20 protein-coding genes are annotated in these 24,738 nt (G+C 36.7%); 10 read left to right on the top strand and 10 right to left on the bottom strand.

Annotated elements, in window-relative coordinates; all coding sequences use genetic code 11:
* Nucleotides 1-51: 51 nt before the first annotated feature.
* From T479_RS06405 to T479_RS06425, 5 genes are all read left to right on the top strand, one after another.
* Nucleotides 52-1,698 carry a sigma-54 interaction domain-containing protein gene (locus T479_RS06405; protein WP_025218957.1) on the top strand — a complete coding sequence of 549 codons (1,647 nt, stop codon included), beginning with the start codon at nucleotides 52-54 and terminating at the stop codon, nucleotides 1,696-1,698.
* A gap of 296 nt (nucleotides 1,699-1,994) precedes the next feature.
* Nucleotides 1,995-3,323, top strand: coding sequence for an aminotransferase family protein (locus T479_RS06410; protein ID WP_025218958.1), 1,329 nt, complete (start codon nucleotides 1,995-1,997; stop codon nucleotides 3,321-3,323).
* A 61-nt stretch (nucleotides 3,324-3,384) separates the two neighbouring features.
* On the top strand, nucleotides 3,385-4,782 hold the full coding sequence (locus T479_RS06415) for an aldehyde dehydrogenase family protein (protein ID WP_024361410.1): 1,398 nt from the start codon (nucleotides 3,385-3,387) through the stop codon (nucleotides 4,780-4,782).
* A gap of 100 nt (nucleotides 4,783-4,882) precedes the next feature.
* Entirely contained in the window at nucleotides 4,883-6,907 is a 2,025-nt protein-coding gene (locus T479_RS06420; protein ID WP_025218959.1) for a hydantoinase/oxoprolinase family protein, read from the top strand.
* A gap of 22 nt (nucleotides 6,908-6,929) precedes the next feature.
* A complete protein-coding gene (locus tag T479_RS06425) occupies nucleotides 6,930-8,909 on the top strand; it encodes a hydantoinase B/oxoprolinase family protein (protein ID WP_025218960.1) in 1,980 nt (659 codons plus the stop codon).
* Nucleotides 8,910-8,966: 57 nt separating this feature from the next.
* Here the strand turns inward: T479_RS06425 and solA are convergent, their stop codons facing one another.
* Together solA and T479_RS06435 are read right to left on the bottom strand one after the other, a co-directional pair.
* A complete protein-coding gene (gene solA, locus T479_RS06430; RefSeq protein ID WP_025218961.1) occupies nucleotides 8,967-10,085 on the bottom strand; it encodes an N-methyl-L-tryptophan oxidase in 1,119 nt (372 codons plus the stop codon).
* Nucleotides 10,086-10,326: 241 nt separating this feature from the next.
* Nucleotides 10,327-10,959: a nitroreductase family protein gene (locus T479_RS06435; RefSeq protein WP_025218962.1), complete on the bottom strand. Its 633-nt coding sequence runs from the start codon at nucleotides 10,957-10,959 to the stop codon at nucleotides 10,327-10,329.
* A 130-nt stretch (nucleotides 10,960-11,089) separates the two neighbouring features.
* Here T479_RS06435 and T479_RS06440 point away from each other — a divergent pair, with 130 nt between their 5' ends.
* On the top strand, nucleotides 11,090-11,434 hold the full coding sequence (locus T479_RS06440) for a winged helix-turn-helix transcriptional regulator (protein WP_024361405.1): 345 nt from the start codon (nucleotides 11,090-11,092) through the stop codon (nucleotides 11,432-11,434).
* A 195-nt stretch (nucleotides 11,435-11,629) separates the two neighbouring features.
* On the opposite strand, the gene T479_RS06445 is transcribed toward T479_RS06440, so the two are convergent.
* Together T479_RS06445 and guaD are read right to left on the bottom strand one after the other, a co-directional pair.
* Nucleotides 11,630-12,976: a uracil-xanthine permease family protein gene (locus T479_RS06445; protein WP_025218963.1), complete on the bottom strand. Its 1,347-nt coding sequence runs from the start codon at nucleotides 12,974-12,976 to the stop codon at nucleotides 11,630-11,632.
* 96 nt (nucleotides 12,977-13,072) lie between these two features.
* On the bottom strand, nucleotides 13,073-14,443 hold the full coding sequence (gene guaD / locus T479_RS06450; protein ID WP_025218964.1) for a guanine deaminase: 1,371 nt from the start codon (nucleotides 14,441-14,443) through the stop codon (nucleotides 13,073-13,075).
* A 509-nt stretch (nucleotides 14,444-14,952) separates the two neighbouring features.
* Between guaD and T479_RS06455 the strand changes: the two genes are divergently transcribed.
* Together T479_RS06455 and T479_RS06460 are read left to right on the top strand one after the other, a co-directional pair.
* Nucleotides 14,953-16,146 carry a YbfB/YjiJ family MFS transporter gene (locus T479_RS06455; protein WP_025218965.1) on the top strand — a complete coding sequence of 398 codons (1,194 nt, stop codon included), beginning with the start codon at nucleotides 14,953-14,955 and terminating at the stop codon, nucleotides 16,144-16,146.
* Between the two features lie 153 nt (nucleotides 16,147-16,299).
* Nucleotides 16,300-17,301, top strand: coding sequence for an Rpn family recombination-promoting nuclease/putative transposase (locus T479_RS06460; RefSeq protein ID WP_025218966.1), 1,002 nt, complete (start codon nucleotides 16,300-16,302; stop codon nucleotides 17,299-17,301).
* A gap of 56 nt (nucleotides 17,302-17,357) precedes the next feature.
* Here T479_RS06460 and T479_RS06465 read toward each other — a convergent pair whose 3' ends face one another.
* The 6 genes from T479_RS06465 to T479_RS06490 all read right to left on the bottom strand — a co-directional run bounded on the left by T479_RS06465 (nucleotide 17,358) and on the right by T479_RS06490 (nucleotide 22,328).
* A complete protein-coding gene (locus T479_RS06465) occupies nucleotides 17,358-18,068 on the bottom strand; it encodes a hypothetical protein (RefSeq protein ID WP_025218967.1) in 711 nt (236 codons plus the stop codon).
* Between the two features lie 16 nt (nucleotides 18,069-18,084).
* Nucleotides 18,085-18,963, bottom strand: coding sequence for an ABC transporter ATP-binding protein (locus T479_RS06470; protein ID WP_024364788.1), 879 nt, complete (start codon nucleotides 18,961-18,963; stop codon nucleotides 18,085-18,087).
* An 82-nt stretch (nucleotides 18,964-19,045) separates the two neighbouring features.
* A complete protein-coding gene (locus tag T479_RS06475; protein ID WP_025218968.1) occupies nucleotides 19,046-19,948 on the bottom strand; it encodes a hypothetical protein in 903 nt (300 codons plus the stop codon).
* 428 nt (nucleotides 19,949-20,376) lie between these two features.
* The gene (locus T479_RS06480; RefSeq protein WP_024364790.1) at nucleotides 20,377-20,688 is read right to left on the bottom strand and encodes a hypothetical protein; all 312 of its coding nucleotides are present in this window, start codon (nucleotides 20,686-20,688) and stop codon (nucleotides 20,377-20,379) included.
* 196 nt (nucleotides 20,689-20,884) lie between these two features.
* The gene (locus T479_RS06485; protein WP_024364791.1) at nucleotides 20,885-21,745 is read right to left on the bottom strand and encodes a YitT family protein; all 861 of its coding nucleotides are present in this window, start codon (nucleotides 21,743-21,745) and stop codon (nucleotides 20,885-20,887) included.
* Between the two features lie 43 nt (nucleotides 21,746-21,788).
* A complete protein-coding gene (locus T479_RS06490; RefSeq protein ID WP_025218969.1) occupies nucleotides 21,789-22,328 on the bottom strand; it encodes a helix-turn-helix domain-containing protein in 540 nt (179 codons plus the stop codon).
* A 363-nt stretch (nucleotides 22,329-22,691) separates the two neighbouring features.
* Here T479_RS06490 and T479_RS06495 point away from each other — a divergent pair, with 363 nt between their 5' ends.
* The gene (locus T479_RS06495; RefSeq protein WP_025218970.1) at nucleotides 22,692-23,135 is read left to right on the top strand and encodes a hypothetical protein; all 444 of its coding nucleotides are present in this window, start codon (nucleotides 22,692-22,694) and stop codon (nucleotides 23,133-23,135) included.
* 390 nt (nucleotides 23,136-23,525) lie between these two features.
* The gene (locus T479_RS06500) at nucleotides 23,526-24,680 is read left to right on the top strand and encodes a hypothetical protein (protein WP_038509542.1); all 1,155 of its coding nucleotides are present in this window, start codon (nucleotides 23,526-23,528) and stop codon (nucleotides 24,678-24,680) included.
* The last annotated feature ends 58 nt before the right edge of the window (nucleotides 24,681-24,738 follow it).

Genomic DNA, 24,738 nt, shown 5'->3' on the forward strand with positions numbered 1-24,738 from the left:
TTGCATTACTTCTAAAAATAATAAAATGGATTTGGAAAGGAAGCGGTTCAGATGTCAGTAACAGAACTTCATAAGGAAGAACATTTTTTTATTGTGAAAAATGGTGAAGTGATTGTCAAAAGTGATATCCAACAAGAGCTTCTTGAACAAATAAGTGAGAAATACTGTAAAGGACAAGAAACATTTGAGGTGCAAGAATATTTCGTCCATGTAGTAGAAACATCTCAAGGTACGCTGTTTACAGCTAGATCATTGAAGCAGTTTAACGATATCGATTTTATGAACCCCCTGTCACATAAGTTGTTGAACTCAATTTCTGATGGGGTGACAATTTGTGATCGTCACGGCAAAATTTTATTTCAAAATGATATTGATATTGAAATTGTTGGCATCGATTTACGGGGGAGATATGCAAAAGATGTCATTGCTGAAGGGTTAATGAGTGATTCTATTTCGATGAAAGTAATTGAATCGCAAGAAAAGGTAACGATATTGCAAACTTTCATTAACGGTAGATGTTTTTTAGTAACAGGTCAGCCTATTTTTGACGAAGATGGCAAATTACAATATGTTGTTGCCATCACACGGGATATGACACAACTCAAATTGCTTGAACAAGAAGTACAAAAATTAGAAGATCAAAATGAAAATTTTAAATACAAACTACAAGCCTTACATAATCAAGAATCGAGAAAAAGTAGTTTAATTGCCGTATCTTCCGCCATGATGCAAGTAGTCAAAAGGGTGATGCGTGTAGCGGAAGTAGATTCTACCGTGCTAATTGGTGGTGAATCGGGAGTCGGCAAAGAGGAGATTACAAAACTTATTCATGCCTATAGCAGACGAAGTCATAAGCAAATCTTAACAATCAATTGTAGTGCAATTCCAGAAACATTACTTGAATCTGAACTTTTTGGCTATGAATCAGGGGCATTTACGGGAGCTAGTAAAGGTGGAAAAGCCGGACTCTTTGAAATTGCATCAGGAGGCACGGTGTTTTTAGATGAAATTGGAGAAATGCCTTTGCAGCTCCAAGCTAAATTATTGCGAGTGCTACAAGAATCGGAGGTACAGCGCATAGGAAGTGGCAGACCAATTGCAATCGATGTACGAATTATCGCAGCAACGAATCGAAACTTAGCGGATATGGTTAGGCAAGGTAGCTTTCGGGAGGATTTATATTATCGCTTAAACATTATCCCTATTGAAATTCCACCATTAAGACAGCGTCGGCAAGATATTATTCCATTAGTTAATCATTTTTTAGCGTTGATAGGTGATAAATATGGCATTCATCGAACAATTGAGTCAACAGCTATGAAAGTGTTAGAAGCGTATGCATGGCCGGGAAATGTCAGGCAATTAAAAAATATGGTGGAACGCCTTTGCTTATTGGCTACCCAACCTGAAATTACGGCAAGTACAGTTCAACAAGAGCTTGATAGCAATCCACTAGTTATTCGACAAGTCGACAATACAGTGCAACAGCCAAATGTAAAACAACAGCTTGCAGTTCCACTTTTAGTAGGTACATTAAAAGAGCAAGTGGCAATGTTTGAAAAGCAATTGATTAAGCAAGCATTATCTGAACATCCGAGTATAAGACAAGCAGCCAAAGCGCTCGGTTGCGATCAATCTACGTTAGTAAGGAAAATACAAAAATTCCAATTGACACGGCATATCTCCTATCAAGAATAATGATGCAGTTATGCATCACTGCTTGTATATTTGCATAATTAGTGCAAAAAAGCATGAAATGCTAGTGATATTTGAATAGGCGTATGTGTTTCTAACAAGATGTTTATTGCAGCGAAAAAATATCGACATTCTGAAAACTACCAAGTTGTTCGAGGTGCTCAATAGTGAATAATGATGGACGAATTCAATAAATTAGAGAGGCATTTTTTTAATAATGTCTCTTTTTTTATGGAGTTGGCATGAAAATTGCTTGTAATAAAGTGTATAAAACTTTTAATGAAAAGAGGCTGGTATTGATGACAATTCAACTAAAAGAAGAATTGAAAACTTTAGATCAAAAGCATTTTCTACATCCAACGACGTCGATTGAGCAACAGCAAACACAAGGGCCTGCTGCTATTTTTACAGAGGGGAAAGGCATCTATTTAAAAGATTTAGAGGGGAAAAGTTATATTGATGGCATGTCTTCTTTATGGAACGTAAACGTTGGACACGGTCGTGAGGAAATTGCAGAAGTTGCAAAAGAACAAATGGCTACATTAGCATTTAGCTCTTGTTTTGCTTCATTTAGTAATGAACCAGCTATTCGTTTAGCAACGAAAATAGCCTCTTTAACACCAGGAGATTTAAATACAGTATTTTTTACTTCTGGAGGATCAGAATCAAATGATACGGCGATTAAACTAGCTCGCCATTACTGGTTATTAAAGGGTCAGCCAGCGCGTCAAAAAATTATTTCACGTACACAATCCTATCATGGGGTGGCGATGGGAGCGACAAATGCGACGGGTATACAGGCATTTCGTAACTTTACCAACTCTCCTGCACCTGATTTCCATTATGTTTACAATCAATCTGTTCGCGATCTTCGAGAAATGATTGAAGCACTAGGTCCAGAAACAGTAGCAGCGTTTATTTCCGAGCCGATTCAAGGAGCGGGAGGAGTCAATATTCCGCCAGAAGATTATTTTAAAGAAGTACGTAAACTTTGCGATGAGTACGGCATTTTATTTATAGCGGATGAAGTAATTACCGGTTTCGGTCGTACGGGTAAATGGTTTGGCATGGAGCATTATGGCGTTGTACCAGATATGATGTCATTTGCTAAAGGGGTATCGAGTGGCTACGCACAGCTTGGAGGTGTGGTAATTTCCGAAAAAATTCATGAAACATATTGCCAGCTTTCCAAAGGGACTTTAATGCACGGTTATACGTATAGTGGTCATGCATTGGCTTGCCAAGTAGGCTTAAAAAACATTGACATTCTAGAGCGGGAAATGTTGATAGAAAACGCAGCATCTATGGGAGAAGCGATGTTGACAGGTTTTAAAGCGCTTCAAGAAAAATATAGCTTTATCGGAAATGTTCGAACAATTGGTTTGCTTGGTGCTATTGAGCTAGTTAAAAATCGTGAAACTGGTGAGCTTTTCGAGACTGCCATTAGCCCAATATTTGTTCAAGAAACGATGAAACGAGGCTTAATTTTACGAACAGTCACGTACGAGCAAGATACAGTTGTTTTTGCACCACCACTTATTTTATCGAAAGCAGAATTAAACGAAATGTTACGTATTCTAGATGAGACTTTTCAATTTGTGCGTAAAACGATTATTGCAAAAGATTAATATGTATGGCTTTAATGCGAGCTAATATGAAGAATCAGTTACTTAATCAAGGAGGGGTTTTATGACAACTATCATTAGGGAAATTCGAGAGCAATTTAATCCTGCAAAACCATCGCAATGTATTGGTCAAGTAGAGCTTTTGACAGTGGATGAGACAAAGGAAGTCGTTACAGCGGCAAATGAAGCATTTGAAGATTGGAAAAATACATCGTCAGTAGTGCGTGGGGAACTATTGCGTGTCACTGCAGACTTGCTCGAACAAAATATTGATAAAGTAGCTGAAACAGCTTCCAACGAAATGGGTAAAACCAAAAATGAAATGATTGGGGAGGTGAAACGTGGCGCTTCTATTTTGCGCTATTTTGCACAAGAAGGAATGCGGGCGACAGGTGAAGTATTGCCGTCTGCCAGTGAAGGCAAAATGTTGTACACAATGCGTGTCCCTCTTGGTGTAGTTGCAGCTATTACACCATGGAATTTCCCAGTAGCTATTCCTTTGTGGAAAATTGCGCCCGCATTAGTATACGGCAATACGGTTGTTTGGAAACCTTCTATTGAAAGCGCTTTAACGGGAAAACTTATCGGTGAGCTCTTTGAACAAGCAGGTATACCAAAGAATGTGTTAAACGTCGTACAAGGACGCGGTTCGAAAGTTGGGCAAGTTTTGCTTGAAGCACCAGAAGTGAAAGCAATAACATTTACCGGTTCAAATGGTGTTGGGCAAAGTATTTTAGATAGCGCAGGATCAACTAAGAAAAAAATTCAGCTTGAACTAGGCGGTAAAAACGCTGCCATTATATTAGCTGATGCGGACATTCATCTCGCTGCAAAGTTAACAATTGAAGGAGCAATGAAGCAAACCGGACAACGTTGTACAGCAACTAGTCGAGTTTATATTGAGGAAGCAGTTTATGATGAGGTGTTAGCATGTTTAATTGAACAAGCGAGGGAAATCAAAGTCGGCACGTCAATGGGTCCAGTTTCCTCAAAAGGTCAATATGAGAGTATTTTAGCTGCCATTGAAAAAGCAAAATTAGAAGGTGCCAAACTTGTCTATGGTGGTGGACCGACGCAAGGTAAATCAGAAGGTTATTATATTGACCCGACGATTTTTACAAATGTAACACATGCTATGGGCATTGCGCGTGATGAAATTTTTGGACCAGTCCTAGCTGTGATTAAGGTAAAGGATTATGAAGAAGCAATTCGATTATCCAACGACTCTGAATTTGGGTTAAGTGCTTCTATTTATACGAACAACATTCAAAAAGCTTTTGATTTTATTCAGCGTAGCGAAGTGGGGCTTGTTCAAGTGAACGACGAGACAGGTGGTGCTGAACCACAAGCGCCATTTGGCGGCATGAAAAATTCAAGTACTGGCGCACGTGAACAAGGGCAAGCAGCAAAAGAATTTTTCACAACATTTAAAACGGTGACAATCCGCACACAGGGAATGTAATGGGCTTTAAAGCCCGTTACATATGGGAGACTGTTTTTTCTTATAGGTTAGTAGATTGTTATGCATATTTTCACACTATTAAACGAAAGAAGGTATCTCTATGGCACAAACTCGCTTAGCAATAGATGTTGGTGGAACGTTTACAGATGTGTTTGTTTTTAATGAAGATACAGGAGAAATATTTGTAACAAAAACTTCATCCACCCCATCAAACCCTGAACAGGGAATTTTAAATGGCGTTGAGAAGGCAGAGTTGAAAGGGCAGGATATTAAAATTTTTTCTCATGGCACGACGGTTGGTACGAATGCATTAATTGAGCGAAAGCTACCGAAAACCGCTCTAATTACGACAAAAGGATTTCGCGATGTCACAGAAATTCGTCGCGGCACAAAGGAGGATATTTGGGATACGTACAAAGATACGGCAAAGCCCTATATTCAACGCCGCGATCGTTTTGAAGTCACTGAGCGAATAGATTATGAAGGAACAGTATTGCAAGCTATCGATGAGGAAGAAATTCGGGTATTAGCAAAGAAATTGAAACGTCGCGGGACAGAATCCATTGCTATATGTTTTATCAATTCTTATGTGAATGGAGAAAACGAAGCAAAAGTGAAAAAGATTTTACTTGAGGAACTGCCAGATGTTTATATATGTACTTCAAGTGAAGTACTACCTGAAATATTCGAGCATGAACGGATGAGTACAACGATTATTAATGCTGTTCTAGGACCAATCATGAGCAATTATATTAGTAAATTAAGTAATGAAATGCAAAAAAGAGGCTATGAGGAGGAAATTTTAGTTTTACATTCTGGCGGAGGTGTCATGACGTCTAGTACAGTGCCTCGCTATGCCGCTAGATTAGCGAGCTCAGGAATTGCTGCGGGAGCAATTGCGAGCAAACATATAGCAAAGTTATGCGGTTTTGAAAATGCGATAGGCTTGGATATGGGAGGAACGAGTACAGATATTTCACTGATGTACAAAGGACAAATTCGAATTACAAAGGATTGGTCTATTGAATATGGTTATCCAATAGGATTTCCAAGTATTGAAATATTAACGATAGGTGCTGGCGGTGGTAGTTTAGCTTGGCAAGATGAAGGTGGATCATTACGAAATGGGCCGCAAAGTGCTGGTGCTATACCAGGTCCAGCCTGCTATGGTCATGGTGGTACAGAGCCAACTAACTCAGACGCTAATGTCGTTTTAGGACGTCTTGGTGTGACATTATTAGATGGGATGATGCAATTAGATAAAGGAAAGGCACAGCAGGCTGTAACAAAAATTGCGCAAGCTTTCAATCAGACAATTGAAGAAGCTGCGAGTGCCATTATTGAAGTTGCCAATGCCAATATGAGTGATGCCGTTCGTTTAATTTCTGTACGAAGGGGCTATGACCCACGTGATTTTGCTCTTGTAGCCTTTGGAGGTGCAGGGCCACTTCATGCCGCACATTTAGCAAAAGATTTAAATATCCCGAAAGTCATTATCCCTACACATCCGGGCGTAGCAGCAGCAATGGGGTGCTTACTTGTAGATGTACGCCACGATATTTCAAAAACGTTTGTAAAAAAAGCAAATGAAGTATCAGTCGAAGAGCTCGATATTCAATATCAGGCACTACGGAAAGAGGCGAAAGCATTATTAGAAGAAGAAGGGATTTCTGAAGAAACATCGACTTTGATGAATTATATGGATCTTCGCTATAAGGGACAATGGCGCTCCTTAGCGGTTGTGGTACCAGATTACGTCACTTCCTTGGAGGAAGTATTAGCAGCATTCCACCAAGAACATGAGCGAGAATTTGCATTTTCAGATAAGGACCAGATTGTTGAGATTTACGGTTTACGTGTGACTGCAATAGGTACAGTGCCAAAACCTAATTTCCCACAATTTGAATCAACTGGCTCCTTACAAGATGCTTATAAAGAGACACGACCTGTCTATTTTGATGGGGCATATGTTGAAACAAACGTTTATTATCGCGATAAAATTCCAGTGCATGCACAATTACAAGGTCCTGCAATTGTGGATCAATTAGATACGACGACGGTCATTCCACCAGGATTTACGGCTGAAGTAGATGCTTATAAAAATATCATTATTACAGTGAACTAATACATGATAAGGGGGAAAGTCTATGAGTACTACAGGATTGTTCCTAAATAATCAAATTAAAAATCTGGATCCAGTAACATTTGAAGTGTTGAAAAATGGCTTTGTAAATTTAGTCGATCAAATGGCTGAACAAATGCTGCGTACTTGCTATTCTTTTGTTATTTATAATCGGGATTTTAGTTGTGCATTATGTGACGCACAAGGAAATACAGTTATGCAGGGAACACAAGATATTTCGGTACATGTCGGTACTTTACATCTAACAGCGAAAGCGGTTTTAGAGGATTTTGCAAATGATATTCACCCTGGTGACGTATTTTTAGTAAATGATCCATATCGGGGGGGCACGCATTTTAGCGATGTTCGGGTTATACTACCTGTTTTCCATGGCGATAAGCTGATTGCCCTGATGCAAACAAACGGTCATTGGGCAGATGTAGGTGGTTCTAATCCAGGTTCTTTTGATATTACAGCAAAGGAACATTATGGAGAGGGTTTACGAATACCCCCTGTACGCATTTATAGTAAAGGTCAGTATTTAGCAGATGTTGTGAATATTATCGTGATGAATATGCGTATTCCCGAGGAACGAATTGGCGATTTACGTTCACAAGTAGAAGCGGCTAAAATTGGCGAAAAACAATTGAATGAGATGATTAACAAATATGGTATCGATACGGTTTTACTAGCATTTGAAGAGGTACAAAATTATGTAGAACGTTTGACGAGTGCAAAGATTAAAGCCTTACCAAAAGGACAATGGGAAACAGTCGATTATATTGATATGGACCCAGAGCTAGGGGATGGCTTAATACCAGTGCATGTGAAAATGACAATTCGTGAAGATGAAATTTTCTATGATTTAAGTGGGTCACACCCTGCTATAAGTTGCTTTTTAAATGCTGGATTCGGTTCGGCACTTTCTGGTATTTATGCAGGAACGAAAACATTCTTTCCGGAAATTCCATTAAATTCAGGTTTCTATCGAGTTGTCAAAATACATTTGCCCGAAAATACTGTTGTCAATGCGCCGAGTCCTATTGCGGTATCTGGCTATTGCTCAGGTTCTTTTGAAAAGATAATGAATGCATGTTTTGAGTTATGGTCAAACATCATGCCTGAACGTGCAATTGCTTGTTCATTTAACCTAGAGTATTTGTTAATTGGTGGCTACGATCAACGACAAAATAATAATGGGTATTTTATGTGGTATGACTGGATGGCAGGAGGACATGGTGGGCGTGTGGATCGCGATGGCGCAAATACGACATCACCTGTATTTGGGGTCGGCTTAAGTGTCCAACCGTGTGAAGGGCAAGAGCGCTTGTCTCCTGTACTAACGACAAAACATGAGATTATTACAGATTCAGCAGGTCCAGGGAAATATCGCGGTGGTTGTGGTGTTGAAAAAGGTGGGTTATTAACAGATATAAACAACACCGTGATGTCATATTGTTGTGACCGTTCTCGTTCTATTACGTGGGGCATTATGGGCGGCTTACCATCCATTGCACAAGGCGCGATTTTAAACCCAAATCAAGCTGGTGAGGAATTTTTGGGTACCATTTTTTCTAATGTCGCATTGAAAAAGGGAGACTCCTTTACACGTCCATCTGCTGGCGGGGGAGGATTAGGGGACCCTCTTGAGCGTGATGTCAACGCAGTTTTAGAGGATGTCATCGATGAATATGTTTCGCTTGAACGTGCGAAACTTGATTATGGCGTTGTTATCCGTGAAATTGATCGTGATATTGATGCATTTGAAATTGATATGGCAGCTACCGTGAAAGAGCGAGCGTATATTCGAAAAAATCGTCAACAATGGCTTGAAACAGACCCCTATGAAGTGGAGCGTATGTACAATACAGGTGAAATCAATCAAATGGACGTTGTACGTCGCTATGGCGTTATTATGGATTACAAAACAAATCAAGTGTTACCAATTTCCACAAAACAATATCGTACGTCCATGAAAAAACGTTCGTTAGCCTATTGGATGTAATGTTATACAACAATAAAGCAACCAAGAGAACGTAATATTTCTCTTGGTTGTTATGATTTAGGCAAAGCGATTAAGCTGAAAAAGTGATAAATCTTGCTTGCTTGTACCATTTAATATAAGTTCTGTTAATACTTCGCCAACTGCGCTACTAAATTTGAAGCCATGACCAGAAAATCCTGCAGCAATGACAATATTGCGATGATTAGGTAAAAAATCAATGATAAAGTGTTCATCAGGTGTCACAGAATATTTACATGTTTTGCCGAATGCAAGTGCACCATGTTGTGGCATAAAGCGATTGAGAAAATGTTGTAAATCAGCAGCATCCTGATTATCGAATGGACGCATTGGCTCATTAGGGTCGATAGGCTCACCACCATCATGGCGACCTAGTTTCAAGCCTGCCCCATGAATGCTTGGAAAACCATAATAGGCAGAATCAGCAAATTCGAAACAGTAGGCGGGGAAAGTAGTGTCACGATAAAGCTGTTCGTCTGCTTCAAACCAAGCAAATGTTTTGCGTGTTGGTGTAATAGGATATGAAAGGTTCATGGTTTGGAGCAATTCCGATGCCCAAGCACCTGCTGTGACAATGAGGTTTCTTGCCTCATATAGCCCATTTTTTGTATGTATTTGTACAATGTCTTCGGTCTTAATAGCGTGGACCTTTTCATTTGTATGTAAAATGGCACCTTGTGCTAATGCTAACTTTTTATAGGCAGCGATACAGGCTTCTACATGCAATACACCTGCAGTTGGTTCATAGCACACTACTAAATCCTCAGGCAATGCTAATCCAGGCCATTTTTCCATCGCTTCGGCGGCTGTATACTGTTCTAAAGGTAAATCGTATAGTTTCGCGCTTGTTCTAACATTTTGAAGAAAGGTATGATCTGATTGACCAACATTCATCACACCTGTTTGTAAAAATAAAGATTCACTTGTTTCCGCTTCAAGCTCTTTCCATAGTTGTCCAGCGCGTAGCACGAAAGGGACATAACTCGCTCCTTCACCGTAAGCAAAACGAATAATTCTTGTTTCGCCATGATGGCTGCCCTCTTCATGTGGTGGATCAAAAGCATCGAGCATAAGGACGTTTTTTCCTGCCTTCGCTAAATAATAACCAGCCGCCATTCCCATTGAACCAGCACCCACAATAATTACATCATAAATCATAGTCATCCCTACTTTCTTTCTCTAGTATAGCAAAAAAGAAATGAGAATTTTGCAACAACTTAAATAGGGATTATAGGAAAACACGAAAAGGCTAGGACATCACTAAAAAGAAGAGTGTTTTAAGGGACAACTCTTGCTTAGAATACATAAACAAATGATACAACGAGCAAAAAAGTGTTAGATTGATGCAGTCAATCTAACACTTTTTCTCTTACCTGTTAGCCAACAGATTATTACTGAATTAAATAAAACGAGCAATGTCTTTTAATGGTAAACGCGATGAACCATAAGCAGGTGCTGCTGCTTTCCCGATGGCAATAAGAACAACAGGGAAAATATTCTCCGGTAATTCAAAACGTTGTGCAAATTTCTCTTTATCAAATCCGCCCATTGTCACCGTATCATAACCTTTTTCTTTCGCAATCAGCATTAGTTGCATTGAGATAAGACCTGCATCAAATGTTGCAATATTTTTTCTGACTTCAAGTGGTGCAGCTGGGTAAGTACGTAGAGTATTCGTAATCATTAAATCTTTCTGTGCTTCACCCATATGCCCTTCTGCTACATTTTGCGTGTAAATTTGTTCAACTTGCTGATACATTTCGGCATTGCCTAACACTGCAATAATAGCTGAAGATGTTTCAACTTGTTCTTGGTTATTGGCAATAGCACGTAGTTCTGTTTTTACAGCTTCGTCTTGAATGACTAGGAATCTCCATGGTTGCAAGTTACTAGATGACGGAGCGCTAGTAGCCTCTTGAATAATTGCTTCAAGCTCTACTTGTGGAATTTTAAAAGCTGGATCATAGACGCGAACGGATTTACGCTCTTCCATAATTGTATATAGATTGGTTTGTGTTTTAGTTGCTGACATAATGTCCTCCTTAAAACTTACTAATGGTAAGTTGATGATTAGAATCTTACCATTAGTAAGTTTATTCGTCAAATAAAAAATATTTTGTGTGCTACAATAGAATAAGGAATTACAGACAGGAGGTTATGAGATGACACAATCAAACTGTTCACATATATGTAGTAGTTATCATCAGGCAATAGAGTTTATAGGGAAACGTTGGATGGGAATGATTATTTATACTTTGTTGCCTGGTCCAAAAAGGTATCATGAAATTCATGCCACAATACCCGGCATTTCTGATCGTTTACTAACAGAACGTTTAAATGAGCTTGTTAATGCAGGATTAATTGAAAAGAAATACATTGATTCATCGATAAAAAAGGTAGAATATGCATTAACACCAAATGGCTTAGCATTTCAGGAAGTCATAGCGTCTATTCAAAAATGGATTGATTTATGTGAATTTGAGAAAATGACAAAAGAGACAACATAAAAAGCCATAATACCTCAAGTGCTTGAGGTGTTATGGCTTTTTTTATTTGTAACTATTTGTAATGACTTTTGTTGTTTTGCCAATATCTTTATCCTTTCTATAAAGTTTGTACTTTTTTGCCTTTATATTATAGGATTCACTTAAGACAAAAAGACTGTAGATAAATTCTCTTTATCTACAGTCTCCAAACCTTACCTATTTAACATTTGGTAATACTTTATTTAACATAATGGCAACGAGCGCAGCTGTTGCTATTGGAGAGCCGAATAAATATTGTACCGTTGTAGGTAAAGCATATAAGAAATCTTTTGGTAATAGTGTTAACGCTAATGTTAAGATAACAGGAACAGCAATGACGTACATTTCTTTTTCGCCAATATGTTCATTTTTCATTACCTGTAACCCGCTAATGGCGATAATGCCACAGACGATGACAAAGACGCCACCGATCACTGCTGAGGGAATGGCAGAGATTAAGGCAGCCAATTTACCGGAAAAACCGAACAAAATAAACCAAAAACCTGCAACAATAAAGATACGACGGCTTGCAATACCTGTGATGGAAATAACCCCTGCATTTGTTGAATAGCCAGTTACCGGCGTAGAACCGAGTAATGAGGCGATGAAACAGCCAATACCCTCACCAATTACCCCACGATTAATTTGTCTATCTGTCAATGGTTTATCAATTACATTACTTACAGCAAACCATGTACCCGTCGTTTCAGCCATTAAGACAATATAGATAATCACCATTGTTAAAATAGCTGAAAAGTTAAATGTAAAGCCGTAATCTACAAAAGGCAATTGCGGTAAGCTAAACCAATTTGCTTTTCCAACAGCCGATAAATCTAAAATACCCATAATATTTGCAGCGACACAACCGATAAGCAACGCGATAATAACGGAGGCAATACGAAATACTCGACCTTTTTGACGGAATATAGAGCCTAACATTACGCAGCCAATTAATACGGTAGCTGAAATAAGCGCCAAGTATATGTTTTGGCTAATCGTAGCACCAGCGCCTTCAAAAATATTACTACTTAAACCAACGGGCATAAGGGATAAGCCAACGACGAAAATAATTGTACCGCCTACAATTGGGGGAATAAATGTTTTAACGATTTTGTTGAAAATACCTGTATAACCTAAAATGATGACAAAAATGGCCCCAATCAGGCTTGCACCCAGTACAGCGCTCCAACCAAGTTCGCCACTGCCACTTGCGGCATAGATACCAACTATCGCTCCTAATGGTACATACGAGGGTCCTTGTGCGATTGGAAGCTTCATGCAGAAATGGCTTTGGACAATCGTCGCAATCCCTGCTGCGATAAATGTTGATTGTATTAAAGCACTTGCTTGTCCTGATTGCATGCCTATTAACATCGCAATTAGGAAAGGTACGACATAGACGTCCATGGCCATTACATGTTGTAAACCTAGAAGAGCGGATTGACCGAATGGTACTTTGTCATCGGGTAAAACGGTTAAATGTGCGGTATTACTGTTTGCTAAATTGTTTTTTTGCGTTTCCACTAAGATGCCCACCTCAAATGTTAAGTTTATAAATAAAACGACTTAGTGACCTCCATCTGTTGCTACAGAGAAGGGGAGACCACTGTTTGCGTTAGATTATTCTGTTCTTTCGTGCACTTTAATGCCTTGCACCCATACTTCTCGAATATTTTCAGGACGTACTAGATACATGATTTTTTGGAAGATATCAATCAGTTCTTCTTTGTTATCAAAGATTGGTAGTTTAGCAGATGCTACTTTTGTATCGATTACTTGAACATCCCACGTATAGTTTTCTTGTAAGCGACCAATTGGAAGACTTAAACTTTCACCACCGCCAGCTGTTGCTAAATAGAATGCTTCGTTGATAGTAATGCGCGAATTTGGCACGCCACGTTTGTCTGCAGAAAGTGCTGTATTCACACCATCTTCCAACATTCTAGATGACATTACCGCCTGTCTTGCATTATCAAAAAGACTAGGTGAGAAGCCACCTGAAATGTCTGAGCCTAAACCAATATCTACACCTTTTGCATGGAAGCGGGCAATGGGAATAACGCTGTTAGCAAAATAAGCATTTGAAATTGGACAATGGCCGATAGCAGTACCAGTTTCAGCAAATAGTGTGGCATCTTCATCGTTTAAGAAATTACAATGTGCCATAACAGACTTATCACCTAATAGACCAAAATCATGTAAAGCGTAGGCATCATTTTTGTTGAAGCGGTCTTGCACGTACCTATGCTCCCAGTCACTTTCACTACAATGAGATTGAATATGTGTATCATACTTAGCTGCCAATTCACCTAAACCTTTTAAAGCACTATCTGTACAACTTGGAATAAAGCGAGGTGTTACAACAGGATATACGCCTTGCTTGGTAGATTTCGCTAATTCTTTAACAGCTAAAATAAACTCTTCTGTATCCGCTAATGCTGTTGCCGTATTTGCATCTCGATAAAATGCAGGGTTTTGTTCAGGGTCATCCATGACAACTTTCCCAACAAGACCACGTTGTCCTTTTGTAGCACAGATTTCAGCTAATAATAGGCTTGCTTCCTTATGAACTGTTGCAAAGTACAACGATGTTGTTGTGCCATTGGCAAGAAGGGTACTTACTAAATCTTCATAGACCTCTTTCGCAAATGCTAAGTCCGAGAACTTCGATTCGATAGGGAAGGTATAGGTGTTGAGCCAGTCATATAGGGGGATATCTAGAGCAGTACCGGCTTGAGCCCATTGTGGTGCATGGACATGCAAATCGACAAAGCCTGGGAAGAAATACTGGCCATCAGTTAATTGGTAGAAATTTTCTTTCCCTTTATATGTATGTAGTACTGTTTGATAGTCAGGATGTTCTGGCGCAATCGTTTTTTCGATTATTCCGTCCGCGTTAATACAAAACAGGTAGTCTTGTAAAATTTGTACTTCTTTTGAAGACTTACTTGAAAAAGCAGTCCCTTTAAAAATTTGCGTATATTTAAACATAGTTTACACCTCAATGTTCGTATTTTGTTATCAGCAGGGAATATTATAGGATAAAAAAACTGTGAAGTCTACGAAAAAACGAATATTTTTACTTTTTGCCTGATGTAGAATATAGTGAAAAAATGAGGCTTGGCAAATTAATAATTTCTATATAAACTATAAATGAGAATTATTATCATAGTTAATTGTGGGAAATTCGGAATAGATAGGGGATATATAAGATTTTCAGGAAATGCTCAAAAGGAGGGGATTGAAAGGACATGCTTAGTAAGAAACTAAGCCTAATTATGGGTGTGTGTGTTGGTATTTTTTTGCTAATAGTATTACTTGTTATTAGTTTAAAAGCTAATTATTAAATGAATCGCTTAATCGACGACTCAAGTGTTAATGCTTGGGTCTTTTTTGTATACCTCCCTTTATTATTTTGAATATTGGTAAAATTTATAAATTTAATTGCTTTATTAATGAGCATTCAGTATCCTTTTATTAACAAAGGGGGAGAGGATGCGATGAATCGTCAACACATTGGTATTTTATTTGGGGGAGTACTTTTACTAGTTGTAGCGATGGGGATTAGCCGTTTTGCATTTACGCCGATTTTGCCGTTTATGCGGGAGGATGTTGGCTTTTCATTTGAGGTTGCAGGCTTTTTAGCATCTAGTAATTATATTGGTTATTTTATTGGGGCATTATGGGCGGGATTTATTTACCGACAGCGGAAACATTTTTTACTGTTGAGTGTGGTATTAAATGTCATTTCTGTTGTGCTTATGGGGCTAATTGAGCTCTATAGTGTTTGGCTTGTTCTACGATTAATTGCAGGTATTACAGGGGGACTTATTTTTGTTTTAACTTCTAGTATTATTATGGATTATTTGGCCAAACAAACGCTCACAAAGTGGTCAGGCTATTTATTTAGTGGTATAGGGCTTGGTATTGCCATTTCAGGTTTATTCGTACCTTTTATTGAAGCACGTTTTGCTTGGCAAGGTACTTGGATTGGCTTAGGCATTTTATCCGCACTATTTTTAGTGATTACATTTCTATTATGGAGAAATTTACAAGTACACGATAGCGTGAAAGTAACGAAAACGGCAGATGCAAAAATGTCGCGGGGTTTTATGCCTTGGCTAATTGCGGCATATGGGTTTGAGGGGCTTGGGTATATTATAACAGGTACATTTTTAGTGGATATTATTCACAACATTCCATCGCTCCAAGCATATTCCTCTTATAGTTGGGTCATTGTTGGTGTAGCGGCTATTCCATCTGCTCCAGTTTGGACAGTACTATTAGAGAAGTTTTCTGCAATAAAAATTTTATTTGTGGCTTACATACTACAAGTGCTAGGGATTTTGTTGCCGGTATTTTCACAAACAGTATGGAGTGTGCTATTGTCTTCATTTTTATTTGGTTTAACATTCGTCGGTATTGTTACGCTAACAACTGCCTATGCTAGACAGCTATTTCCAACACAAAGTGGTCCAGTCGTGTCATTGTTGACAACGTTCTATGCGTTTGGACAAATTATCGGGCCAATTATAGCTGGACAACTTGTGGTCATTTTTAGCAGCTACAAGGCAGCACTCATTTTTGCAGGCAGCATTGTATTGCTAGGGCTAATTGTAATGTTATGCGGTAAGTGGATCGTGTTAAAACAACAAGAGAAGATAGCCAATTTAAACATCCAATCTAATCATTAGTTAAGGGTGCCAGTTAAGGGTGCCTGACACCCGAAATATTCTGAATTGTTTGAGTGCCTGTCACCAGAATCCTTCAAGTGTCAGGCACCTTTTTCGTTTTTTTCTAAATCAAAAAAATGTTATAATTGTGGTAAATCAATTGGAGTAATGCGCATGAGTGTAAATACTTTTCGTAAAATCCCACTTGAAAAATTTATAGATTTAAAAGTAGATTATGCTTTTAAACAATTATTTGGTACGGATAAAAATAAGGCTATTACTATAGTATTCCTGAATGCTTTATTAAATCGTACAGGGAGAAATGCTATTAAAGAAGTTACTTTTATAAGTCAAGAATTTGGTAGTGAACATGTAGATGATAAGCAATCTCGCTTGGATATTTTAGTGAAAACACAAGATGAGTTATTTGTTAATGTTGAAATTCAATTAACCAATCAATACGATATGATGAAACGAACACTGTACTATTGGTCAAGAATTTATACTTCGCAACTGCGTAAAGGGATGGGGTATCATAAATTACGACCGACAATTACTATAAATATTTGTAATTTTACGTTATTTGAACACACAAAAAATTATCATTCTATTTTTCAACTTTATGATAATCAAGATAATTTGAAAATGGATGACGTACTTGAAATACATTTTATCGATATTAATCGATTTATACAGCAATGGTATGCAAAACAATTGGATTCTTTTAAAAATGTCTTGGATAGATGGTTAATGCTACTGGGAATGGTTGATGGACGTAAACAGAAAGTCTATGAAGAAATTTATTTAGAATTGGAGGAGCTTGCCATGAAAGATGAGGAGTTATTCAATGCTATGAATGTTTGGCATGATTTAAGTCAGTCCCCTGAAGATTATTATGCATATCAATCTCGTTTGAAATATATCCTTGATGAGGCGGCGAAGCTAGAAGATACAAAATATATAGCTGAGCAAGAAGGACTATTGAAAGGAATAGAACAAGGCATAGAACAAGGTATAGAACAGGGTATAGAACAAGGCATTAAACACGGAGAAAAAAAGGTGCAGAAGGAAATTGCGTTAAAGTTATTGAAGAGAGAAACCAATATTGAAACAATCGCAGAATTAACAGAGCTAACAATTACTGAAATTAACCAGTTAAAAGAATTACTTGATTAAAACTTTAGGTGCCGGGCACTCGAAATTTTCACAATTGTTTGGGTGCCAGGCACTTCTTACATTTTCCTTTTTCGATTCAACATAAAAAAGTATAACCATATTACTAAAATACTATAAATAAAAATCCAAATATATTGCCAATAAAAAATGGCTGGTATTACGTTGATGCTATCATCTGAACTCATCATTTCTAAAGAAAGATGTACTGGAGGTAAGAGCCATAATAGACCCTTTACTTGTAAAATAACGCTTTTTAAAGAGGCGATAGCTAAAGAAATAATTAAGATACTAAGTACACCCCACCAAGAATTTTGTTTATTCTTGACTAGTTCCCTTGTGAAGATGGCAGAGAGTGCAATAGCAAGCATAGAAAGGCTAAAATGAGCTAGGAAACCCAATATGATATGCCATAAACTTGGTCGTTCACCAAATGCACCAATTATTATAGGGTACAACACTGACACACAGCTTAGACAAAAGCCAATTACAAAACAAATCAAATAAAGCGTAACAAAATACACATTTTGCCCTTTAGCATGTAGTATAGTAATGACTTTTTGTCCCTCGTCCTCCGCATGAAATATTGTTACTGTAAACCATCCCATTAGTAAAAATAGAAGAGTCGAAGTAAATGAGTAACTGTCCAATATTGGATTTGGTACAAATGCATAGTTGACTACCGTACATAAAATGAAAATGAAAAAAGGGGGAATGTATTTATAAGTTCTTATATAATTACTAAATTGATAGTGTAATAAACTTATCATGTATTTAATAAGCCTCCTAGAAATGACTATGAAATTGTTCCTTCTTTGAATTTAGAGGCATAAGCTGTTTAATGGTAGCTTCGTGTTGAAGTAAGGCCAAAAGGGTTTTGTCTGTATCTCCACTGTTTACCGTTACAGTTAGCTCTTGATTGCCATTATTTAATGTGCGCATTTGTTTGATTTGGATAAAGGAAAGTACTGTATCAAGTGATTGGTCGCTGGGTAACTCAAACACTATTAGATTGTTTTGGTTAGAAGCGTCTGTAAATGATTCCAGTTGTACCACTTGGCCGCCTTCCATTAATAAAATCCGATCCACTAGGTTTTCTAATAATTTGGTTTCGTGACAGGTTAATATAATACTATATCCATTCTCTTTTAAAGACAAAAGGGTGTTTTCTAATTCATTTTGGGCACGAGGATCAAGTCCAGATAAAGGTTCATCCAAAATTAGAAGATGTGTTTCTTCAAGCATTGCCTGCATAATCATAATCTTTTGCTTCATGCCTTTTGAAAAATGAGTAATTCGTGTCGACCGAACCTCTTGCATATTGAATAGCTCAAGTAATTGATTTATTTTTTGTTGTAATGGCTTACGAGGTACACCACTTATTTTACCCATATGAAAAAGATACTCTTCGGGCGTAAAGAGTACATGTGGAGGAGTAATTTCGGGGACGTACCCAATTTTTAAAGATTGTACATGACTAGTAACTGCGCCACTATCTGAATCGACGATACCTCCAATAATTTTTAGTAGCGTACTTTTACCACAACCATTCTTCCCTACAAGTGCGACAATTTCCTCTCCATAAATGGAGAATGAAATGTTATCTAAAACTTTCTTTGTTTTATATTGTTTAGAAATGTTTTGAACTTCCATTAACGTATTCATTCGTACACACCTTTTTATTAGTGATTAGTGCCAGTCACTCGAAATTTTCAGAATTGTTTGAGTGACAGGCACGTAAAAAAAATCAGGTACTGTAATATTTATTTAGTGCTGTTTCCAAGCGTTCTTCTAAATGTTGTGAAATATAGCCAACAACAAATTGTTCTTTTTCCATTTCAATTTGCGAGGATTTAAAAATTTTTGCGAAAAACCCTGACTTATTCTCCATAGAGTATTGCTGTAGTGCCTCTGTGCGTAAAGTGGACACGATTTCGTTTTCAATATGACGCTCACGGATTTTTTTGACGATATCTTTGACACTACCTTCTTGTAACTCTACCATTTGCTTTTGGAGATTTTCATTTAGATGTTTCAATTCGGCTGTTTCATTTTGAATTTCCTCTATTTGGCGGCTTGATTCGGAAGAGAGCTCTTGTAGATTTTGCGCTAAAAAATCTTGATTAATCGTAATGTTTAATGTCCCTTGCTTTTCATCTGGTTCCATATGAAATAAACCAGTTTGTATCATTTGCTGAAGGACACTACCTAATACATCGACTTTGTGGGCTAAATTATCCGTAAAATCAAGAGTAGTGGCAGTAATTTGATGTTTAATCTGCTGATGACTGTCATCAATACCTAGCAGTAGTTTTAGACCTTTAACACGGTATTCATCCTTCAAAAGTAGAATCATGCGAAGTCGTAAAATAGCAGGGAGGTCTAAGCGAATATTAGTGGTTTGATGATAAGAGGCGCTATCAAAAATATACTGATCGAAAGGTTTGATATAATAACGCAGCATAGCATCTGTTATTTCAAACCAACCTGCGACTTCTGAAATGCTATAATATTCTTTTTCATGGATATGTGTTAAATAGGCATCACCATAAAGTGTTTCTACTAATGGTGTATGTTGTAGTACGACAAACAATGGATCATGCTGCACAACTCCGAGTACCAACTCTTTTGCATCACTTATTTCTAGCATTACTTCTACACCTCACTTTATTTTTCTTGAACTAAACTCTCTACTAGGTTTCTATTCTTTTAAGTGCAAATGTATGCCTATTTAAAGTAGGATTATTTGATGTTTTTAAGCTTTCTAGCGAGATGGTAGTTTGTTAAATGGAGGAGTGAGAAAACCTTTTTACATTAATGGCGTGCTTCCAACAAACTGAATCAAGAATGGTGGTAAACCAAGGTTTTAGCTAAACAAGTAATGCTAGAGCGAATATAGAAGAGTCAATTGAAGTCAGCCATAAAGAAAATCGTGTTGATCAAAACAAAAATATCCATTTACTGGTTATCAAGCCTTTTTCATCTTTTCTTTAATGACCATGAGCTTACAAAATTTAGATTGAAGCTTATGTCCATTATTTATGTAATCTTTATAATATGAAAGCAGTAAGAAAATGCCTACTTTAATAAGAGTGGGTGGATAGAAATCAGATGATTACTCAATAGCTGTTTAGTGAGCATATCTTGCATTTCAGTAAATATAACGTTGTCCTTTATTAGAATTTGCATCTCTGTATACTTATATTGACATTGAAATTCTCGGATATACTGTGTAATAATTGGCAAATTGTCGTTATTTTTAATTTCTACCTCCACAAAAAAAGGCAAAGTTAATTGGGGTGGCGAAAAACAGCCACGGCGAATCCAAATAGCTTCATTTACATAATAACGAATTGGCAATTGGCGATCACTTGCTATAAATAAGTCCATTAAGTTCTCCTTCAAAATGTAAAGTCACAAGTATAAGAATTATTATTATTATAGCTTTTTTAGTTGAAATTGTCTTGAAAGAGCCTTTAGACCAACGCCAGATGTCATTCTTTTCTGTAGTTGCACCCAGGATCTTGATTACAGGGAAAACAACAAATAAAAAGTAAGCAAGAGATGCACTTGCTTACTTTTTGTATTAGTGAATATCGCGTTTTTTGAAATTGCCACCGCGCACTTCTGAAACATCAGAAATGACGACAAACGCACTGCTATCTATGTCTTTAATAATGGATACCAACTTATTTTCTTCCATACGGTTAATAACACAGTTTAATATTTCAGTTGGTTCGTTTGAAAACCCGCCACGCCCTTGTGTATAAGTAACGCCACGCCCTAAACGAGCTTGAATGGCATCCCCAATTTCCTCAGATTTTGCACTGACAACACGGACGTCTTTAGATTTTTCTAAACCAACTTGAATAATATCAATAACATTTTTCGCAATATAGTACGTTAAAGCGGAATATAAAGCACTCTCTAATCCGAAAATAAAGCTTGCCCCTAAGAAAATAAAGGCATTGATAAATAATATAATATCTCCGACTGAAAACGGTATTTTACGTGATAGTAGTACGGCTAATACTTCAGAGCCATCTAAAGCACCACCATTACGTAAAACAATTCCTATCCCAATTCCAAGTAACATACCACCAGATAAAACAATTAATAAAGGATCATTCGGTCCTAAAATCGTTTTAACGTCATGTAATAGAACTGTGGAAATCGATAACGCAGCAATCCCAGCACAGCTCATTAATGCAAATGTTTTTCCTACTTGTTTGTAGCCAATATAGATAAACGGAATATTTAATACAAAGAGTAGCACGCCTAATGGAATTTCAAATAAATGGGCACCCATAATACTAAGACCTGTAACGCCACCATCAATCACATTGTTTGGTATTAATACAGCTTCAAGTCCATACGCTGCGATGATTGCCCCTGTAATAATCATGATAAATTTTCGTATATTTTCAAGTGACTTGCTTTTTTTCATAAATCTTCTCCATTTCCTTACAAATTAAATCCTGTGTTGTTACTTACGATTTTGGAATAATATTTACTGCGATTGTTTTTGTTTCCGTTGTATGGCTTGAATCGCACATATTATAGTATCTCGTTAATAAATCGTTCAAATCATTTTGAAAGTGGTTAAACTGTTCTTTCGTTAAGGATAAGTCCAGTAATGAAAAAGTTGCAGAATCTACGATATGTTCATCTTCTTCACATAAGTTTAAATAATTTTGATACTGAGATAGTAGAGCTAATTGATAGTACGAAATATAGTTGAGTTTTTGCTTTTTCGTTAGTATTGACCAATCCTCCTTACTTATTTTTGCAGCATCTTCATTTAATGCATAAAATTTTTCCGTTACAGAACGTACTTTTCGCTCCTTCACAATTTTAATGATGCTTTCATCCATTAATATTTGAATGTGGCGATATAAAGTAGCTTGCGGTACATCTTTAATAACAGAAATCATCTCTAAGGTACTTAAGCCTTCGTCTGTATTATGCATCAGCGCTTGTAAAATTTTCATTCTCACAGGATGCATTAAAACCTCTGCTTTATTACGCATCTACGAGCCTCCTATATTGAAGAAATGATATGTAGAAAGACTAAACAAATGTTATCATTTTGAGAACATTATCAAAAAATATATTATATTTTTATCCAAATGTACAGTAAAATGCTAACGGAATTTTTTTTAAGCATTATTAAGCTGGGGCAAATGAAATGTAACTCATATTTGACATATAAAATAGGAGCCCCGACAAATCAGAACTCCTTCAATTCAATTAAGGGTAGGCTGTCTCTATTACAAATATAAAGGAAGCTAGGTTATTGAAATATTTTTAACTTAGTGGTTTAGTGCTACTAGAACTTTTGTATAATTTTTCCTTCTAATATTAAAATTAACAAATCTAAGGAGGGATAATTTGTGGTTAGTTCGTCTGTAGTGAAAAAATTGGTTGTGCCAATTGTGTACGTAGCGGAATGGATTTTTTTCTTGTATGTTCTACTCTGCATTGTTGTTTTCAATTTGGTGAATTTGACAAATGTTATTGCTGTAGATATGGCTTGGGAGGAACCTATTAACTTTACAGCATCTTTCATTAACTCAATGATAGTAGTGTTGGGTATAGGCTTAATTTGTTTCTTTTACATCAAGTTTTTAGCAGGCAGTAGAGCATATAAACGCTTCAAAGAAGTGGTATGGGGCGTTTTATTCGGTATAAATACGGTAAGTTGTGTCATTTGTGGGAGCATCGTTTATGGTTTTAATTTCATTCATGCTGATGGAATAATACTGTTAACCACTGCTTTTATTAGTGCACTTTTAACAATGCAAATTATAATGAAACAAGATTTTGAAGGTCAGTAAAAAATAATTTAGGTTGTTCAAAACATAATAATCTCCCTTTACTAAATAAACTGTATGGAGACGCATAGCAAATAATCGAGTAAGGGTATCTACGCAAAAATTTTAATCGAGGTTGATTCTTTAGCTAGTGCGTTTTCACACTCATATTAATTCAAATCCTATTGCATCAGCATAAAAAGCTATAATTAAATAATACATTGGTAAAGTTTCGCTATATTAAAATACTAATAATAACCGTGAAAGTATATTGTAATAAAATGTACTGAATTATAGTTAATTTTGAAGTATCTAATTTAATAAACTTTTTTTGCTAATTAATGAAACATTTTCTGTAGAAAAAGCGTATAAGTATTAGTAACACCAATCTATATAATTAAGGGGAAATAAAGTATGAAAAAACCATTTAAAAAAACTTGGATGATTGCATCAGCATTTACACTAGGGATGGCTATCCTAACACCACTTCAAGCGGGAGCTACAACATTAGAAACAAAGGATAGTAATATTAATGTTCAATTAGAACAAAAAATATCCGGCACTATTAAAGAAGTCTTCGGCGATGGCATGAACTTGAAAGGAATAGATGGTAAAAATTACTTTATTAGTTTTAGTAAATTTTCTACTGAACAAATTGAGAAAATGAACTTAGTAGTAGGACAAGAAATTTCTATAGAAGGTAAAGTAGTAGACGATTATTCAGACTTCTATACATTTGAAGTGTATAAAAAAGACCTTCCTAAAGAGGTAACTAAGGAAGATTTAGGAAAATTGGAAAAGTTGTTTAACGAAATTAAAAAGTTAGAAAAAGAAGCGTCAGTTGAGGTTGAAAAAGAAGTAACAGAAGAAGAGCTTGAAAAGAAATATGAAGAAATGGAAAAAATTTATGACGAAATGTATAAAATTACAAAACCTTATATATTAGCAAATTGGGAACCAGAGACTTTTGAACAATATTTAGAAGGCTTTGGGTTTAGTGAGGGAAATATAGCTATTAAAGAAAATGATAAAAAACAGCTTCAAGCTATTTATGAAGAGTGGGTAAAGCTTGAAAAAAGTGGTGATGAAGAAAAAGCTAATTTAAAATATGAAGAGTTGTATACAATCCTTCAACCATATCTTGATGAATTATACCCACCACAAACGTTTGAAGAATACATGGAAGGAATGGAATTAGACATTCCTGCTGAAACGATGGCGAAGTTAAAAACGTTATATGAAGATGCACAAAAAGCTGAAAATGATGAGAATATGGAGTTGTCTGAAACGGTATGGAATCAATTCCATGATCTTCTTAGTCAATTCATCGAGCCGTTAACATTTGAAGAATACATGTCTGATTATGACTTCGAAGTTAGTAAAGAAGATAAAGAGCAATTAAAAAAGCTATATGAAGAAGCCATGAAACTTGATAATGAAAAGGCTGACGAAAAATGGGAAGCGTTTTACAACATTCTAGAACCTTATTTTGCTTTAAATAAAGAAATTCTATTCTTCGCTTCTAAACTAACAATAAACAATCAAGATTATCTTCCACAATCAGAATAATCGTAACCATAAAAAATAATTCAGCCATCTGCTAGTAATCGACAATCGATAATAGTAG

This window comes from Lysinibacillus sphaericus (genome assembly GCF_000600105.1).
Classification (GTDB): domain Bacteria; phylum Bacillota; class Bacilli; order Bacillales_A; family Planococcaceae; genus Lysinibacillus; species Lysinibacillus sphaericus.